This is a genomic window from Ligilactobacillus sp. Marseille-Q7487 (assembly GCF_949152225.1).
In the GTDB taxonomy this organism is placed as follows: Bacteria; Bacillota; Bacilli; order Lactobacillales; family Lactobacillaceae; genus Ligilactobacillus.
Genome location: NZ_CASCJC010000001.1, coordinates 628,084 through 645,471 on the forward strand (window position 1 = coordinate 628,084; position 17,388 = coordinate 645,471).

A 17,388-nucleotide genomic window follows, 5' to 3' on the forward strand; every position below is an offset into this window, starting at 1 on the left:
GCATAAAAAATGGCAGAAGTTGAAAGTTTTACGTTAGATCATACGGCGGTAAAAGCACCGTATGTTAGATTGATTAGTGTGGAGCATGGACCAAAAGGTGATGCAATTTCAAATTTTGATTTGCGTTTTGTTCAACCAAATCAAAACGCGATTCCTACAGCAGGTTTGCATACGATTGAACATATGTTGGCTGGTTATTTGCGTGATCATTTGGATGGAGTAATTGATTGCTCACCGTTTGGTTGCCGTACTGGTTTTCATTTGATTGTTTGGGGAACACCTGATACAGCTAAAGTTACACAGGCATTAAAACTATCGTTAGAAGAAATTTTGAATGCAACTTGGCAAGATGTTCAAGGAACAGATATTAAAAGTTGTGGCAATTATCGAGATCATTCATTGTTTAGTGCGCAAGAATGGTGTCGTGAAATTTTAGCACAAGGTATCTCAATTGATCCATTTGAACGTAAGATATTAGATTAATTTTTTGTCTCCTAAACGAAAATAAAGTTTAGGAGACTTTTTGTTAAGGGGAATTTTAAGTAAAATATCTTTGCCACCACGTAAGCAGCTTGATTAATGTGATATAATCTTTAAAAGAGAGAATTTGTGCGGGAGGGTTTTTTTATGTCAGATTCATTTGAACTAGTAATAGTTACTGGTATGAGTGGTGCCGGTAAAACAGTCGCAATGCAAAGTTTTGAAGATTTAGGTTATTTTTGTGTCGATAATATGCCACCAACGCTATTGCCTAAATTTTGGGAATTAGTTCAAAATTCGGATAAGATTCATAAAGTTGCGTTGGTTATTGATTTGCGTTCGCGCGCTTTTTATGATGAAATTATCGAAATGTTACGTGAATTGGAGGATGCTAACTTTATTGCAAGTCGTATCTTATTTTTAGATGCAGCAGATGAAGAACTAGTGGCACGCTATAAAGAAACCAGACGTGCGCATCCATTAGCGATGGATGGACGTTTGTTGGATGGAATCCATAAAGAGCGAGAATTATTAGCCGATATTAAGGCGCAAGCACAGATTGTGATCGATACGAGTAAGATTTCACCACGTCAATTACGTGAAAAGATTTTCCATAGTTTTGAACAAAAACAAACAGCTCCTTTTCATGTTGAAACGATGTCGTTTGGATTTAAATATGGTGTTCCAATTGATGCAGATATCGTAATGGATGTGCGTTTCTTGCCTAATCCATATTATGTTAAGGAATTACGTGAGCAAACAGGTTTGGACAAGGGTGTCTATGATTATGTTATGAATTCCAAGGATACCGAGCAATTTTTCCAAGAATTTATTCATCTTCTCCAATTTGTAATGCCTGGCTATGTTAAAGAAGGAAAATCAAATGTAGTGATTGCAATTGGATGTACTGGAGGGCAACATCGTTCTGTGGCCTTAGCTAAACGTATTGGAGATGCATTAGCTAAAGACTACCCAGTTCATATTTCACATCGAGATATGAATAAAAGAAAGGAAACGGTGAACCGCTCATGATGATGAAATCAAAGAGAAGTCGCTCAAAAATTGTTGTGATTGGTGGCGGAACCGGTTTATCTGTTATTTTAAAGGGATTACGTAAACGTAACGCTGATATAACTGCTATTGTAACAGTTGCAGATGATGGAGGTTCTTCAGGAATCATTCGGGATTATATTAACGTTGTTCCACCTGGTGATATTCGAAATGTTTTAGTAGCTTTGTCGGATATGCCAGAGATTTACAAGCAAATTTTCCAATATCGCTTTAATTCTAACGATCAATTTTTTTCTGGACATGCGATTGGAAATTTGATTATTGCAGCTTTGTCAGAAATGAATGAGCGTGGGATTTTTAATGCTGTTCAACAGTTAGCACAATTGATGCATGTTGATGGTCATGTATATCCGGTAGCTAATGTTCCATTGGTATTAAATGCCTTATTTAGTGATGGAACGCAAATTTCAGGTGAAGCAGAGATTACAGCGGCGCAAAAAACAATTAAAAAAGTTTGGGTAACAGCTAGTGATCAGCAAAAACCAGCTGCAATGCAAGAAGTTATCGACGCAATTATGCAAGCTGACCAAATTGTATTGGGACCAGGGAGTTTGTTTACAAGCATCTTGCCTAATTTAATGATTGAAAATGTAGGTCAAGCAGTTTTAAAGACTAAAGCAGAAATTGTTTATATTTGCAATATTATGACACAAAAAGGTGAAACAGAGCGTTTTAGCGATGCAGAGCATGTACGTGTTTTAAATGAGCACATGGGTGTTAATTTTATCGACACTGTTTTAGTCAATACAGAACCAGTACCTGATGATTATATGGATCGTCAAAAATATGATGAATACTTGTATCAGGTAAAACATGATTTTACCGGATTGCGTGATCAAGGCTGCCGTGTAATTTCGGATAATTTTTTATTATTGCATGATCAAGGTGTCTTTCATAATGGTGATCAAGTTGTCGATGAATTGATGAGATTGTTAGGACGCCCAAATTCATGGCTATGTGAATATAACAATTAGGAGGGAAAGCTTTGTCGTATGCCAGTGAGGTAAAAAAAGAGCTAACAATGCTTGAAGTTCATTTTGGAAATGCTAAGGCAGAATTGATGGCTTTAATTCGGATGAATGGTTCATTAAGTATTGTTAATCATCAGTTTGTTTTGAGTGTGCAAACAGAAAATCCAGCAACTGCGCGGCGAATCTATACATTACTCAAGCAATTTTATGATATTGAAAGTGAACTTTTAGTACGGCGTAAGATGAAGCTTAAAAAGAATAATCTTTATATTGTACGCCTAAAGAGTGGTAGTGATTATGTTTTAAAGGATTTAGATATTTTGGATAGTTTTCAAATTAAAGAAACAGTTCCTTTAGCTTTTTTAGATGATGATGCTAAAGTGCGTTCTTATTTGCGTGGAGCATTTTTAGCGACTGGATCTGTCAATAATCCAGAAACGAGTCGGTATCATTTAGAAATTTATTCGTTATATGAAGATCATAATAATACGATTTGTGAAATGATGAATCGTTACGGTTTAAATGCCAGAAAAACGGAGCGCCGCAGTGGATATATTACGTATTTAAAAGAAGCTGAAAAAATTGCAGATTTCTTATCGCTGATAGGTGCTACTAATTCGATGTTACGCTTTGAAGATATTCGGATTGTGCGTGACATGCGTAACTCGGTTAATCGAATTGTTAACTGTGAAACAGCCAATATGAATAAGGTGGCAGATGCAGCTAATAAACAAATTGAAAATATTCAATTTATTGAGCAAACGGTTGGATTGAGTTCATTGCCACAAAAACTTCAAGATGTAGCCCGTGCACGGCTAGCTCATCCAGAGATAAGTTTGAAAGAATTAGGTGAAGTTGTAGCTGACGGTCCAATTTCAAAGTCAGGGATAAATCATCGGTTACGTAAACTAAATGAATTTGCCGAACAATTAAGACAATAAAAAAGTTTCTCCCTACTTGATCTGTTCCCTGTCAAGTGGACACACTAAATAAGTAAAATTTATTACCCAATTGGCATCATGCTGATTGGGTTTTGTTTTTGAGTGACTCCTTATATTTTGCGATTCTTGGGTTAAATGCGATTGGATAATGTTTTGGTTTTTCGTTATTGATAGCTTCTATTCTTACTTCCATTGGTATTTTTGAATCGAATCTCGTTTGATAACGTTGATGATTATAGAAATCAATGTATTTGCTAATTGCTTTCACCAAACTCTCTTTATTACGGATATCATACATCTTATACATTTCTGTTTTGATGATTCCCCACAGACCTTCTGTTGGACCATTATCCAAACAACACGTTACTCTAGACATGGACTGCGTCATGCCTTGTTCCTTCAGTTTGCGCCGGAATTCCGAGCTTGTGTATTGAAAGCCTCGGTCTGAATGAAACAGTGGGTGAGTATCTGGATTTAGCTTAATTACTTGATTGAAGATGTCTAACACAAGTGTATTATCATTTCGATTACTAATAGACCATGCGATAATAGAACGATCATACAGATCGAAAAATGCACTAAGATATAGTTTTTCTTGCGAATGTGGGACTTTTAACTCCGTTACATCGGTTGTCCATTTTTCATTTGGTCCAGATGCTTCAAATTCTCGGTGAAGTATATTTTCAGCTTTTTGATTCAGCTTGTTTGAAACCGTACAGCAGGTTCTTTTTTCTCTGATTGCAGAATGAATCCCAAGAATCCCCATTATTCTACGAATACGTTTCGTATTATAGTGCTTATTATATTTACGATTGATGAAGATACACATTTTGCGATAACCTAAAATCCCACCGTATTTCTGATGATATTCCATGATGATTCCTGCTAGTTTCATATCTTCTTGTTCATTGGCTGTAATAGAGCGATTCAGCCATTTATAATAGGCAGAACGTTTAACACCTAATTGTTTGCACATCCAGTTGATACTATATTTCTTTGCTTCATGAAGTTCTTTGATAGCTAAGTATTTTGCTTCGTTTTTCGTTTTGGAGAATACCGCCTTCTTTCGATTTCCTGAATTTTTTTAAGAGCTCATTTTCCATTTCCTTAAGCTGACGCTCAAGAAGTTTTACCTTACGTTGCAGTTTCTCTGTTTCACTTAGCTGTTTTTCAGTCTTGTGCTGTCCGCGACGATCAATAAGACCTTTCTCTCCAGCTGATAGATATTTTCTAACCCATTGATATATCTGCGTATATGAAACATCAAATAGTTCAGCTGTCTCCTTATAATTCTTGTTGTGTTCCAAACAGTAATTTACGATTTTAATGCGTTCTTCTTTTGCTGTCTTTCTGCTGCGATCTTTCATATAAACCTTCAGCTTAGAATCGTAATCCTTAAGTTCTTCAAAGTTATTATACTTCTTAATCCAGCTTCTGACAGTACTGTATGAAAGAATTTTATATTTGATGGCAATATCTACGAAAGAACATTCTCCTACAAAATATGCTTGAACTACCTGTTGTTTGAATTTTTTAGTATATTTTGCATTATGTGTTTTATGGTTGAAACATGTAGGATCAAATGACTGATACATCTTTATCCATGTACTTATTGTCTTCCTATCGATATTAAAATCATTGACAAGCTCTCTTACACTTTTCTCTCTGTTTAAATATTGTTCACAAATATATACTTTTTCTTTTGTTGATAACTTTGGCTTTCTTCCCATAGAAAAATCCCACCTCCATAGATACACGTTTGTTTATTTCGTGTGTCTACTTTAGTGGGATCATATCAACTCATAAGATGTGTAGGAAGGAACTTTTTTATTATTTAATTTTTTTCTTATTAGTCATGATACTATCAATCAAACCATAGGCAACAGCTTCATCTGCTGTCATGAAGTTATCGCGTTCGGTATCTTTATCGATTGTTTCGATTGATTGACCAGAGCAATCGGATAAGATTTGATTGATTAACTTGCGTGTTTTTAAGATATGTTCTGCCGCAATTTGAATTTCAGTCGATTGACCTTGAACACCACCAAGAGGTTGGTGAATCATGATTTCAGAGTGTGGTAAAGCAAAACGTTTACCTTTAGCACCAGCTGTTGAAAGAACAGAAGCCATTGATGCTGCCATACCCATAACGATTGTTTGAACATCTGCATTAACAAAGTTCATTGTATCTAGAATTGCTAAACCTGCAGAAACTGAACCGCCTGGAGAGTTGATGTACATGTAGATATCTTTTTCAGAATCTTGTGCATCTAAAAAGAGCAATTGAGCGATAATAGCATTTGCCATGTCATCGTTGATTTCACCAGATACCATAATGATACGATCTTTTAATAAACGTGAGTAAATATCATAAGCACGTTCACCTTGTGATGATTGTTCGATAACTGTTGGGACTAAATTCATAATAAAGTTACCTCCAATAAATATAATCGGGAATATTTGAATATTCACTGTATTGTTAGTTTAACTCATAGGTCAAAAAAGGTCAAACGATTTACAAGCTCAAATAAAATTAACTATCTAAATATCAAGTGATGATGTAAAATGAAGAAGAAAGATTTTAAACGCTTACTTAAATGGATTGGAGAAAAAATAATGACTATCAATGTTTATTTAGTTAGACATGGACAAACAATGTTTAATGTTTTTAACAGAATGCAAGGCTGGGCCGATTCACCTTTGACAACTAAGGGAAAAGAAGACGCCAAAAAGGCTGGTAAAGTTTTAGAAGATATTCATTTCGATGGTGCGTATAGTTCGGATACGATGCGTGCATATCAAACTTGTCAAAGTATTTTAGACTTTAATCAAGCGTCTGGTGTCAAAGTTCCCCAAGCTAGCAGTTATTTTAGGGAACAAAATTATGGCTTTTTTGAAGGATATGATGTTGTTCAAACTTGGCGAATGGTTGGCTATGCGAAAGGATTAACGACGTTTAAAGAGCTTAGTGCTACATATTCTTTGGATGAAATAAAGGATTTGATGTTTCAAGCAGATCCATTTAAAGTCTGTGAAGATTGTCAAAATTATTGGCAACGAATAGACGCTGGCTGGGATTTAATTCGCCAAAATCATTATGAAGGCCAAAATATTTTAGTCGTCGCTCATTCAAATTCAATTGCCAGTTTGGTACAAAAATATGCACCAGAATATAAACCAGCACAAAACTATCCTTCAAATGGAGCGATAACACAATTGCAAGTCACCCCCGAAACAATCATAGTTACTAAGTATAATCAGTTAAGTATATAGATCAAAGCGGGATTGACTTGCTTTTTTATATACAAAAAAAGAATAGCAATGGGCCATTCTTTACAAGTTATATTTATTATGTTGATTTTTTTAGTAGTTTCTAATGATTTTTTTAAGCCAGAAACCTTGATTTTGAAATATCTATAGCTTACGATAAATTTGAATGCGCCAACAGGGAGTCGAACCCTGATTTCAAGAACCGGAATCTTGCGTGCGATCCATTACACTATCGGCGCGTATGTCTAACATGATACAATATTTTATAGATAAAAACAAGTAGTTGAAAGTAAAAAAGTGAGGTGAGATGATGGGACTAAACCAAGGATTTGAACAACAGCAACAGCAAAAACAATTACAAAAATTAGCGTTGACACAACAGATGCGTCAATCTATTCAAATGTTAAAGTACAATGCTGAAGATTTGCAAAAATTTTTGATTCAAAAGGAATTAGAAAATCCCTTCATCATTGTAAAAAAACAAAAAATTACCACGGAATTTACGGTTCAAGAGCAAAAAGATGACTGGACACAATACGCTACTAAGGGCAAGCAACCCTCGTTATTTGAATATTTATTAGAACAAGTTCATTTAACGATGCGCGCAACACCGTTGAGAAGTTGGTTATTGTTTTTGATAGCACGGTTGGATTCTAATGGGTATTTAAAAGCAAATTTGGAGCAGATAAAAGAAAGATATGAAGTTTCAGAAACGATGTTATTGGATGCTTTGACCTTATTGCAGCAATTAGATCCTCCAGGAGTAGGTGCTAGAAATCTGCAAGAATGCTTGATGCTGCAAGCTGATTTAGATTATAATGCGCCTGATTATACTTATGAAATATTGCGTGATGATTTTGATGATTTCATAGAAAAAAACTGGAGTAAAATTGCTAAAAAATATCAAATAGCTTTACCAGAAGTTCAAAAAATCTTTGATTATGTGAGGACTTTAAGTCCAGTTCCAGGTGCAGCATATAATCAAGATGAAATTGGCTATATTTATCCAGACATAATAATAAACGTTGATCAAAAAAACAATATACATTTTGAGTTAACAAAAGAAGCGCAACCAGAAATAAGTTTTCGTCAAGAGTATTACGACAGTTTGACTGGAGTATTTGATGAACAAGTAATGCAGTATTTAAAAGAAAAGAAAAAAGAATATCAACAACTTTCCAAAGATTTATTGCAACGTTCTTCGACATTAAAACGAGTTACAGAGCAAATCATTATACATCAAAGCGAATTTTTCATAAATTCCAAGCATCCATTAAAACCTTTTTTATTACGAGATGTTGCTCAATCTTTGCAATTACATGAATCAACGATTAGTCGTGCGGTTAATGGTAAATATCTTAAGACTTCATTTGGAACGTTTGAGTTGAAACACTTTTTTAGTCAAGCTGTAAATCATCATGGTATAGGTGAAGATGTGACAGCAAGTGCGATTCAGACTAGGATTTTAGCCTTGATCGCTGATGAAAATAAACAAAAGCCGTTATCGGATCAAAAAATAGTTGAACTTTTAGCGCAAGAGGGACTTAATTTGTCCCGCAGGACTGTTGCAAAGTATCGGGACGTATTAGGAATACCATCTTCTAGCAAACGAAAGAGATTCGAATAAGATTTAACAAATTAGATAGGACGTTTTTTGAAATGTGTATCGTTCTATAATTAAACGCTTTCTTTATTGTATCAACTGCAAATTGCTAAGTGTTTGATGGCTTTGGTTATAGTTGAGTAAAATATTATTCGGGAAATTTTGTTAATTATCGAAATTAATACAAAATATTCAGAATGGATTTTAAAAGTTTAGGTCAGATATACTTGCAATGTCGCGGTATTGTTGCTATAATTTTCTTTGTAAATGAGGTATGAGAACAGTTTTTAATTGAAGTTGTTGTTATACTTTTTTCTTTAACTAAGCTGGGTCGCTAATTGACACTGTTGGACTTGACGTGTCCCGCAAGAAAGGTGACAGTCGGATGCATCAAGAAATTGAATGGATCGAAGCTGTGGCTCCTGATTTATTAGATACCATGAGTCATCGTTTAATGATTTTAAAAAATATCGCTTGGTCGCAACCTGTTGGACGTCGTTCACTTGCAACGAAGCTGAAATTAAGCGAGCGGGTTTTGCGCACAGAGACTGATTTTTTAAAGAAACAAGGGCTAATCAGTGTAAATAAGTCAGGAATGAGTTTGACTTATAAGGGCCAAGAAACAATTCAAGGTTTGTCTACCTTTATGGATGAGTTGTTGGGGATTCAACAGCTTGAACGTAGACTTGCTAGCCAGTTAGGCATTAAGCGTTGCTTGATTGTTCCTGGTGATAGTGATAGTTCAGTTAAGGTCATCGATGCTATGGGAAAATTACTTGATGATACGTTAAAGATGTTATTACCCAAAGGCAAAAATATCATTGCTGCGATGGGCGGAACGACGATGGCACGTGTTGCCAATTGTTTGACACCTGATATCGCACACGAGCGTGAATTATTATTTGTCCCTGCTAGGGGTGGAATTAGTGAACGTATTGATATTCAAGCCAATAATGTTTGTGCTCAGATGGCATTAAGAACCGGTGGGAAACATCGTACCTTATATGTGCCAGAGCAAGTAAGCGAAGATACGTATTATCCGTTGCTACAAGAGCCGGTCGTTCAAGAAGTCGTTACTTTGATTGCTCAAAGTAATGTGGCCTTACACAGTGTTGGTGAGGCAATTAGAATGGCTAAAAGACGTGCTATGAAACCTGAAGTGATTGAAATGTTACAACAAAAGCACGCGGTAGCTGAGGCGTTTGGTTATTTCTTTGATGAACAAGGAAATGTCGTCTATAAGATTCCACGGATAGGATTACAACTTGAAGATCTCGCTTCAATGGACTGTGTATTAGCAGTTGCCGGAGGTTCATCAAAAGCTAAGGCAATTGTTGCATACATGAAACACGCACCCAAACAGACCTGTTTGATTACAGATCAAGGTGCTGCTAAGATGATTTTAAAAGGGTAGTGTTTAGTCAGACATTACTTTTTAAAATAAATTTTTATTTCCTAAAGGAGGAAATTTTAGTATGACTACTAAAGTAGGTATTAATGGTTTTGGCCGTATCGGTCGTTTAGCATTCCGTCGTATTGCTCAAACATCTAAGGATTTGGAAGTTGTTGCTATTAACGACTTAACATCTCCAGCAATGTTGGCACACTTATTAAAATATGATACAGCTCATGGTCAATTTGACGCTGAAATTTCTGCTACAGAAAATGCTCTTGTTGTTAACGGCAAGACAATTCCTGTTTACGCAGAAGCAGACGCACGCAACATTCCTTGGGTTAAAAACGACGGTGTTGATTTAGTTCTTGAATCAACAGGTTTCTACACATCCGAAGAAAAAGCATCTGCACATATCGAAGCAGGCGCAAAGAAAGTTTTAATCTCTGCTCCAGCTGGCAAGATCAAGACAATCGTTTACGGTGTTAACGATAACGAAATTACACCAGAAGACAAGATTGTTTCTGCAGCTTCATGTACAACAAACTGCTTGGCACCACTTGCAAAAGCTGTTAACGATGCATTCGGTATTAAAGCTGGTACAATGACAACAATCCATGCTTACACAGCTACACAAAAATTACAAGATGGTCCAGATCGTGGTGGCAACGTACGTAACGCTCGTGCAGCTGCTCAAAACACAATTCCTCATTCAACAGGTGCTGCTAAAGCTATCGGTTTAGTTGTTCCTGAATTGAACGGTAAATTAGATGGTCATGCTCAACGTGTTCCTGTTATCACAGGTTCTTTAACAGAATTAGTTGCAACATTAGACAAAGAAGTTACAGCTGAAGAAGTTAACGAAGCAGTTAAGAAAGTTACAGAAAACAACCCATCATTTGGTTACAATGCAGATGGTATTGTTTCTGCTGATATCATCGGTACAACATTTGGTTCAATCTTTGACCCAACTCAAACACAAGTTGTTGGTAAAGGTGAAGGCCAAGTTGTTAAGACTGTTGCATGGTACGATAACGAAGCTGGCTTTACAGCTCAAATGATCCGTACATTAGAAAAATTTGCTAGCATGCTTTAATATTTAGCTTTTGCTAAATATCCCGACTGCTTAGCAGGTTATTAAGGCGGGGGGAGGCAAAACTTCCTTCGCCTTTTATTTTTAATAAAAATAATGGAGGTTTATGCACATGGCTAAACTTATCGTTTCTGATTTAAAAGACCTTAAAGGTAAAAAAGTTTTAATTCGTGTTGACTTTAATGTTCCTATTAAAGACGGTGTGATTGGTGATGACAACCGTATGGTAGCTGCTTTACCAACTATCAATTACGTACTTGAACAAGGTGGTAAAGCAATCTTATTCTCACATCTTGGCCGTATCAAGACAGAAGAAGACAAGAAGTCTTTGAGCTTACGTCCAGTTGCTGAACATTTAGCAGAATTGTTAAACAAGCCAGTAACATTTGTACCAGCTACACGTGGTGCACAATTAGAAGAAGCTATCGCAAAAATGGAAGATGGCGATGTTTTAGTTGTTGAAAATACACGTTTTGAAGATTTAGATGGTAAAAAAGAATCCAAAAATGATCCTGAATTAGGTAAATACTGGGCTTCTTTAGGCGATGTTTACATTAACGATGCATTTGGTACAGCACACCGTGCACACGCATCTAACGTAGGTATCGCAAGCAACATGCAACAAGCAGCAGCTGGTTTCTTATTAGAAAAAGAAATCAAATTCTTAGGTGAAGCTGTTGACAACCCAGCACATCCATTCGTTGCTATTTTAGGTGGTGCAAAGGTTTCCGATAAGATTGGTGTTATTACACATCTTTTAGATAAAGCTGACAAGATTATTGTTGGTGGTGGGATGACTTACACATTCTACGCTGCTAAAGGTATTAAGATTGGTAACTCTTTAGTTGAAACTGATAAGATTGAATTAGCTAAGGAATTACTTGAAAAAGCTGGCGATAAGTTAGTATTACCTGTTGATAACGTTTGTGCAAAAGAATTTAGTAACGATGTACCTAATAAAGTATTTGAAGGTGACATTGCCGATGGCTACATGGCTCTTGATATCGGACCAAAATCTGTTGCTTTATTCAAAGAAACTTTAGCAGACGCTAAGACTGTTGTTTGGAACGGACCTATGGGCGTATTTGAAATGAGCAACTACGCTAAAGGTACACTTGAAATCGGTGAATTCTTAGGTACATTAAGCGATGCTACAACAATCGTTGGTGGTGGCGATTCAACAGCTGCTGTTAAGAAACTTGGTGTTTCTGACAAGTTGACTCATATCTCAACAGGTGGTGGCGCATCTCTTGAATATCTTGAAGGTAAAGAATTACCAGGAATTGCTGCTGTTTCCGATAAATAATAGCTTTTAAAAAGACTATTCACGGGGAGGTTAATGCCTCCCTAATGTGTGAAAGGATGATTATTGTGCGTAAACCAATTATTGCAGGTAACTGGAAGATGAACATGAATCCAGTTCAAACAGTTGAATTTGTAAACGCAGTTAAGGATAACTTACCTTGTGGTTGCAAGGTTGAATCAGTAATCGCTGCACCCGCAGTTGATTTGGCTGCTTTAATCGAAGCTGCTAAGGGTTCAAACTTAAAAGTTGCTGCTGAAAACTGCTACTTTGAAGATGAAGGTGCCTTCACTGGTGAAACTTCACCTAAAGTTTTAAAAGAAATGGGTGTTGATTACGTAGTTATCGGTCACTCCGAACGTCGTGATTACTTCCATGAAACAGATGAAGACATCAACAAGAAAGCACATGCTATCTTTAAAAATGGCATGACACCAATTCTTTGCTGTGGTGAATCTTTAGAAACACGTGAAGCTGGCAAAGAAAAAGAATGGGTAGAAGCTCAAATCGTTGCTGGCCTTAAAGATTTAAGCGCCCAACAAGTTTCTCAATTAGTGATTGCTTATGAACCAATCTGGGCAATCGGTACAGGTAAGACAGCTACTGCAGACCAAGCACAAGAAATCTGTGCAGTTGTTCGTCAAACAGTTGCTAAGTTATATGATCAAACAGTTGCTGATGCTGTTCGTATTCAATACGGTGGCTCAGTGAAACCAGAAAATGTTAAGGAATTAATGGCAAAAGAAGATATCGACGGTGGTTTAGTCGGCGGTGCTTCCTTGATTCCTGAATCATACTTACAATTAGTTAACTATCAAGACTAATTTTTCTGAAAATTAGTTGTTTTTATTGAAAGTCCGCGGTAAAAACTGTTAAAATATTACCGAGGACATATTTCTCAAAAGTCAATCAAACTCAAAGGAGAGTAATAAAATGTCTGCAATTACAGAAATTTATGCTCGCGAAGTCTTAGACTCACGCGGTAACCCAACAGTTGAAGCTGAAGTTTACACAGAAGCTGGTGCATTCGGTCGTGGAATCGTTCCTTCTGGTGCTTCTACTGGTGAACACGAAGCTGTTGAATTACGTGACGGTGACAAGTCCCGTTACATGGGCAAAGGTGTTACAAAAGCTGTTGCTAACGTAAACAACATCATTGCTAAAGAAATTATCGGTTATGAAGTAACTGATCAAGTTGCTATCGATAAAGCTATGATCGCTTTAGATGGCACACCAAACAAAGGTAAATTAGGTGCTAACGCTATCTTAGCTGTTTCTATCGCTGTTGCTCGTGCAGCTGCTGATGAATTAGAAGTACCTTTGTACAACTACTTGGGTGGTTTCAACGCACACGTATTACCAACACCAATGATGAACGTTATCAACGGTGGTGCTCACTCTGATAACAAAGTTGACTTCCAAGAATTCATGATCATGCCTGTTGGTGCATCTTCTATCAAAGAAGCTATCCGTATGGGTTCTGAAACATTCCATAACTTACAAAAATTATTGGCAGCAGATGGTAAAGCAACTTCTGTTGGTGATGAAGGTGGTTTTGCTCCTGACTTTGCTAACAACGAAGAACCATTACAATACTTGATGAAAGCTATCGAAGCTGCTGGTTACAAACCAGGTAAAGACGTTGCAATCGCAGTTGACGTTGCTTCTTCAGAATTATGGGATGCAGAAACTAAGAAATACAAGTTACGTTGGTCAACAGGTGAAGAATTCACATCTACAGAATTCATCAAGTATCTTGAAAGCTTGGTTGACAAATATCCTATCATTTCTATCGAAGATCCTATCGATGAAAACAACTGGGATGACTGGAAAGAAATCACAGCTGAACTTGGTAAGAAAGTTCAATTAGTTGGTGATGACTTCTTCGTAACAAACACACAATACCTTAAGAAAGGTATCTCTGTAGGTGCAGCTAACTCCATCTTAATCAAAGTTAACCAAATCGGTACTTTGACAGAAACAATGGAAGCTATCGAAATGGCTAAAGAAGCTGGCTACACAGCTATCGTTTCTCACCGTTCTGGTGAAACAGAAGATACAACAATTTCTGATTTGGTTGTTGCTACAAACGCAGGCCAAATCAAGACTGGTTCTATGAGCCGTACAGATCGTATCGCTAAGTACAACCAATTAATGCGTATCGAAGATCAATTGACAGAAACAGTTGCAGAATACAAGGGTATCAACTCATTCTACAACTTAAGCGAAGTTGCTCGTCAAGACATCGTTAACAAATAATCATAATGATTAGTAAAAAAGACAAGTTTCATTTAAGAAGCTTGTCTTTTTTGCTTTTTATGGCTCTTTTTGCTGGATTTTCAAGTATTTTGTCTTTAATATTAAAAAGTTTTTTGATAGAGTCAATCTTTCTTTCAAAATTATTTGCTTTCATTCTAACAGATATTTTTATTTGTCTGTTTTTTGCAAAAAAATTATTTTTCCATTTAGTTAAAAGTTCTTGCGAAGGGTTAAGGATGTCTTTTTTGCTGAATTTAATGAAATCTGCTTGGAAAAATGGCTTTAAGTATGTTATATTAGAGTAGATGTAGATTACCTAAACGGGTGAGGAGGATACTTTAATTGTATAATATACTCTTAACACTGCTTATTATTGTGGCGGTTTTAATTATCATTGCGGTGATGATGCAACCAGCTAAGACAGATAATGCATCGACAGCTTTATCTGGTGGTGCAGCCGAACTTTTCAGTAAACAAAAGCCACGTGGTTTTGAAGCCTTCATGCAAAAAGTTACAACGGTCTTAGGAATTATTTTCTTTGTATTAGCATTGGCTTTGGTATATATTTCATCACATTAGCTTAAAAGACCCCCTGCATTTAAGTTCTCAGGGGGTTTTTTCTTGCTAATTTAAGATTTAACGAATAGAAGAGGATATAGATGAGTAAAAAAGAATTAGCTATTAAGATTTTAGGCTATTTTGAAGAAGAACCGAATGCAAAATATTCGGTACAACAGCTAGTAGACAAGCTAGCAATGACAGGACCAGGACAATTTAAATTTGTTGTACAAGCGCTAGCTCAATTAGAACATGAACAAAAGATTAAACTAGATGATAATGATTTATTTTCGTTGATCCAAGTGCAACAGTTGCCACGCTTTACTGGAGTGTTTCATGCTAGTGATCGTGGGTTTGGTTTTGTGACAGTTGATCCTGAAAGTCCGGACTTTTTTATCAATCCAACGCAAACAAATGGCGCATTAAACGGCGATGAAGTTGAAGTTGAAATGACCAATCCCGGCAATCCCACACAAGGTAAGAGTCCAGAAGGACGTATTGTTAATGTGTTAGAGCGTGCGTTAAAACAAGTTGTTGGTGAATTTAAGTACTTAGAAGAAGGTAATAAATTTGCTAATGTTATTGGGACGATTCACCTTAAGGATAAAAAGCTTTCGGCGTATCGTTTTTTAGTGGAAGATAAGGGATTACATCCAGTTGAAGGTGAAGTTGTTTTAGCAGATATTACTGCGTATCCAGATGTTGCTTTACCAGGAATCTTAAAGGGTGTGGTAACTAAAGTAATTGGCAATGTCAACGATCCGGGAATGGATATTTTACAGATTGTTTACAAACATGATATTCCAACTGAATTTCCAACAGAAGTTATGCAAGAAGTTGAATTAATTCCAGACCATGTAACAGATAATGATCGTCAAGGTCGTGTTGATTTAACCGAGCAAAAATTAGTAACAATTGATAGCATTGAATCTAAGGATTTAGATGATGCGGTTAATGTTTGGAAATTGGCCAATGGAAACTATCATTTAGGTGTGCATATTGCCGATGTTTCCCATTATGTGCGTCCAGGGACTGCATTAGATGCCGAGGCATTTGAGCGGGGGACTTCTGTTTATTTAACCGATCGCGTAATTCCGATGTTGCCACATAAGCTATCAAATGGGATTTGCTCTTTGAATCCACAAGTAGAGCGGTGTGCGATGACATGCGAAATGGAAATTACTCCTGAAGGTGAAGTTGTTAAACATAAGATTTTTCCAAGTATCATTAAATCAACTCAACGCATGACATATGTTGATATTAACAAGATATTAGAAGCACATGATGAAAAGACACGTGCGCGTTATGAAGAATTAGTGCCAATGTTTGAAGATATGGCACAATTGCATAAGATTTTATTAAAGATGCGTAAACGCCGTGGTGCAATTGAATTTGAAGATACGGAAGCCAAAATTATCGTTGATGAACAAGGACATCCAATCGATATTCAATTGCGGGAACGCGGGACGAGTGAACGAATGGTTGAATCGTTTATGTTGATTGCTAATGAAACAGTGGCACAACATTACAACAAGCTAAATGTACCATTTGTTTATCGTATCCATGAAACGCCTAAGCCAGAAAAAATCACAGCATTCTTTGAAACGTTGGCTTGCTTTGGAATCGAAGTTACGGGTAAAAAGAGTGAAATTAATGCTAAAATGTTACAAGGCATTTTGAAAAAAGTAGCCGGAAAACCAGAAGAAGCGATGATTTCGACTTTGATGTTACGTTCGATGCAACAAGCTAAATACTCTCCACAGCCATTAGGGCATTTTGGCTTAGCAGCTAGTGATTATACGCATTTTACATCTCCAATTCGGCGTTATCCAGATTTGATGGTTCATCGATTAATTCGTTTTTACGATGAAAATGGTATCTCACAACAAGCACAAGATAAGTACCGTTCTAAGTTAGAAGAAATTACAACGCATAGTTCGCAAATGGAACGACGAGCAATCGATGCTGAAAGAGATACCGATGCAATGAAGAAAGCCGAATTTATGGCTAATCATGTGGGTGAAGAATTTGATGCAGTGGTCAGTTCAGTTACTAAGTTTGGAATGTTTGTCTCTTTGCCAAATACGGTTGAAGGTTTAATTCATATTAGTGAAATTAAAGGCGACTATTTTGAATTTGTAGAAAAACACCTAGCATTGGTTGGACGTAAGACAAAACGAACATATCGAATTGGTCAAGAGATTCGCGTCAAATTGACTAATGTAAATGTTGATCAAAAAGAGATTGATTTTAGTTTACTTCATCCTGAAAATGCGCCTACAAGTAATTTGTTAGATGGAGTCAAATTACCAGAAATCAGACGTAATAAGCGTGATAATAAAGGTCGTGATGGCCAAAAGAAACGCAATGGTCATGGACACAATAATAATCAAAAAAAGCCGTTTTATAAGCAACGCAATAAGCAACAAAAGCGACGTAAATAAGA

Annotated in this window: 16 protein-coding genes and 1 tRNA gene; 13 read left to right on the forward strand and 4 right to left on the reverse strand. The window is 36.5% G+C overall.

Features of this window, described 5'->3' with window-relative positions; genetic code table 11:
- The first annotated feature begins 9 nt into the window (after positions 1–9).
- The 4 genes from QM017_RS03085 (at position 10) to whiA (ending at position 3,463) form a co-directional block, all read left to right on the forward strand.
- Positions 10–483 carry an S-ribosylhomocysteine lyase gene (locus tag QM017_RS03085; RefSeq protein WP_178197686.1) on the forward strand — a complete coding sequence of 158 codons (474 nt, stop codon included), beginning with the start codon at positions 10–12 and terminating at the stop codon, positions 481–483.
- Between the two features lie 144 nt (positions 484–627).
- A complete protein-coding gene (rapZ, locus tag QM017_RS03090) occupies positions 628–1,512 on the forward strand; it encodes an RNase adapter RapZ (RefSeq protein ID WP_178197684.1) in 885 nt (294 codons plus the stop codon).
- Positions 1,509–2,525 carry a YvcK family protein gene (locus QM017_RS03095; RefSeq protein WP_282708831.1) on the forward strand — a complete coding sequence of 339 codons (1,017 nt, stop codon included), beginning with the start codon at positions 1,509–1,511 and terminating at the stop codon, positions 2,523–2,525. Before rapZ ends, QM017_RS03095 begins: the two co-directional genes overlap by 4 nt.
- Before the next feature lie 11 nt (positions 2,526–2,536).
- Positions 2,537–3,463 carry a DNA-binding protein WhiA gene (gene whiA / locus QM017_RS03100; RefSeq protein ID WP_178197680.1) on the forward strand — a complete coding sequence of 309 codons (927 nt, stop codon included), beginning with the start codon at positions 2,537–2,539 and terminating at the stop codon, positions 3,461–3,463.
- Between the two features lie 76 nt (positions 3,464–3,539).
- Here the strand turns inward: whiA and QM017_RS03105 are convergent, their stop codons facing one another.
- The 3 genes from QM017_RS03105 to clpP all read right to left on the reverse strand — a co-directional run bounded on the left by QM017_RS03105 (position 3,540) and on the right by clpP (position 5,887).
- Positions 3,540–4,481, reverse strand: a complete 942-nt coding sequence (locus QM017_RS03105; protein WP_349238493.1) for an IS3 family transposase — start codon at positions 4,479–4,481, stop codon at positions 3,540–3,542.
- A complete protein-coding gene (locus tag QM017_RS03110) occupies positions 4,465–5,193 on the reverse strand; it encodes a helix-turn-helix domain-containing protein (protein ID WP_178197678.1) in 729 nt (242 codons plus the stop codon). Before QM017_RS03110 ends, QM017_RS03105 begins: the two co-directional genes overlap by 17 nt.
- A 100-nt stretch (positions 5,194–5,293) precedes the next feature.
- Complete coding sequence (gene clpP, locus QM017_RS03115; protein WP_178197676.1) at positions 5,294–5,887, reverse strand: ATP-dependent Clp endopeptidase proteolytic subunit ClpP; 594 nt, start codon at positions 5,885–5,887, stop codon at positions 5,294–5,296.
- A gap of 141 nt (positions 5,888–6,028) precedes the next feature.
- On the opposite strand from clpP, the gene QM017_RS03120 reads away from it, so the two are divergent.
- Complete coding sequence (locus QM017_RS03120) at positions 6,029–6,736, forward strand: phosphoglycerate mutase family protein (RefSeq protein ID WP_282708833.1); 708 nt, start codon at positions 6,029–6,031, stop codon at positions 6,734–6,736.
- A 164-nt stretch (positions 6,737–6,900) separates the two neighbouring features.
- Here the strand turns inward: QM017_RS03120 and QM017_RS03125 are convergent.
- A tRNA-Arg gene (locus tag QM017_RS03125) sits at positions 6,901–6,972 on the reverse strand.
- A 71-nt stretch (positions 6,973–7,043) separates the two neighbouring features.
- Between QM017_RS03125 and rpoN the strand changes: the two genes are divergently transcribed.
- The 8 genes from rpoN to rnr all read left to right on the forward strand — a co-directional run bounded on the left by rpoN (position 7,044) and on the right by rnr (position 17,386).
- Positions 7,044–8,360, forward strand: a complete 1,317-nt coding sequence (gene rpoN, locus QM017_RS03130) for an RNA polymerase factor sigma-54 (RefSeq protein WP_282708834.1) — start codon at positions 7,044–7,046, stop codon at positions 8,358–8,360.
- Between the two features lie 361 nt (positions 8,361–8,721).
- A complete protein-coding gene (locus QM017_RS03135) occupies positions 8,722–9,750 on the forward strand; it encodes a sugar-binding domain-containing protein (RefSeq protein ID WP_282708836.1) in 1,029 nt (342 codons plus the stop codon).
- 61 nt (positions 9,751–9,811) lie between these two features.
- On the forward strand, positions 9,812–10,825 hold the full coding sequence (gene gap / locus QM017_RS03140; RefSeq protein ID WP_178197672.1) for a type I glyceraldehyde-3-phosphate dehydrogenase: 1,014 nt from the start codon (positions 9,812–9,814) through the stop codon (positions 10,823–10,825).
- Between the two features lie 109 nt (positions 10,826–10,934).
- On the forward strand, positions 10,935–12,128 hold the full coding sequence (locus QM017_RS03145; RefSeq protein WP_178197670.1) for a phosphoglycerate kinase: 1,194 nt from the start codon (positions 10,935–10,937) through the stop codon (positions 12,126–12,128).
- Between the two features lie 62 nt (positions 12,129–12,190).
- Positions 12,191–12,949 carry a triose-phosphate isomerase gene (gene tpiA / locus QM017_RS03150; RefSeq protein ID WP_178197723.1) on the forward strand — a complete coding sequence of 253 codons (759 nt, stop codon included), beginning with the start codon at positions 12,191–12,193 and terminating at the stop codon, positions 12,947–12,949.
- A gap of 109 nt (positions 12,950–13,058) precedes the next feature.
- On the forward strand, positions 13,059–14,384 hold the full coding sequence (gene eno / locus QM017_RS03155) for a phosphopyruvate hydratase (RefSeq protein ID WP_178197668.1): 1,326 nt from the start codon (positions 13,059–13,061) through the stop codon (positions 14,382–14,384).
- A 342-nt stretch (positions 14,385–14,726) separates the two neighbouring features.
- Entirely contained in the window at positions 14,727–14,963 is a 237-nt protein-coding gene (secG, locus tag QM017_RS03160; protein WP_178197666.1) for a preprotein translocase subunit SecG, read from the forward strand.
- An 80-nt stretch (positions 14,964–15,043) separates the two neighbouring features.
- Positions 15,044–17,386: a ribonuclease R gene (rnr, locus tag QM017_RS03165; protein ID WP_282708837.1), complete on the forward strand. Its 2,343-nt coding sequence runs from the start codon at positions 15,044–15,046 to the stop codon at positions 17,384–17,386.
- Positions 17,387–17,388 lie beyond the last annotated feature (2 nt).

What these genes read in the sequence shown, in the direction of transcription:
- QM017_RS03085 (WP_178197686.1), top strand. Translation starts at nt 10, where the DNA reads ATGGCAGAAGTTGAAAGTTTTACGTTAGATCATACGGCGGTAAAAGCA.
- rapZ (WP_178197684.1), top strand. Translation starts at nt 628, where the DNA reads ATGTCAGATTCATTTGAACTAGTAATAGTTACTGGTATGAGTGGTGCC.
- QM017_RS03095 (WP_282708831.1), top strand. Translation starts at nt 1,509, where the DNA reads ATGATGATGAAATCAAAGAGAAGTCGCTCAAAAATTGTTGTGATTGGT.
- QM017_RS03110 (WP_178197678.1), bottom strand. Translation starts at nt 5,193, where the DNA reads ATGGGAAGAAAGCCAAAGTTATCAACAAAAGAAAAAGTATATATTTGT.
- clpP (WP_178197676.1), bottom strand. Translation starts at nt 5,887, where the DNA reads ATGAATTTAGTCCCAACAGTTATCGAACAATCATCACAAGGTGAACGT.
- QM017_RS03120 (WP_282708833.1), top strand. Translation starts at nt 6,029, where the DNA reads ATGAAGAAGAAAGATTTTAAACGCTTACTTAAATGGATTGGAGAAAAA.
- rpoN (WP_282708834.1), top strand. Translation starts at nt 7,044, where the DNA reads ATGGGACTAAACCAAGGATTTGAACAACAGCAACAGCAAAAACAATTA.
- QM017_RS03135 (WP_282708836.1), top strand. Translation starts at nt 8,722, where the DNA reads ATGCATCAAGAAATTGAATGGATCGAAGCTGTGGCTCCTGATTTATTA.
- gap (WP_178197672.1), top strand. Translation starts at nt 9,812, where the DNA reads ATGACTACTAAAGTAGGTATTAATGGTTTTGGCCGTATCGGTCGTTTA.
- QM017_RS03145 (WP_178197670.1), top strand. Translation starts at nt 10,935, where the DNA reads ATGGCTAAACTTATCGTTTCTGATTTAAAAGACCTTAAAGGTAAAAAA.
- eno (WP_178197668.1), top strand. Translation starts at nt 13,059, where the DNA reads ATGTCTGCAATTACAGAAATTTATGCTCGCGAAGTCTTAGACTCACGC.
- rnr (WP_282708837.1), top strand. Translation starts at nt 15,044, where the DNA reads ATGAGTAAAAAAGAATTAGCTATTAAGATTTTAGGCTATTTTGAAGAA.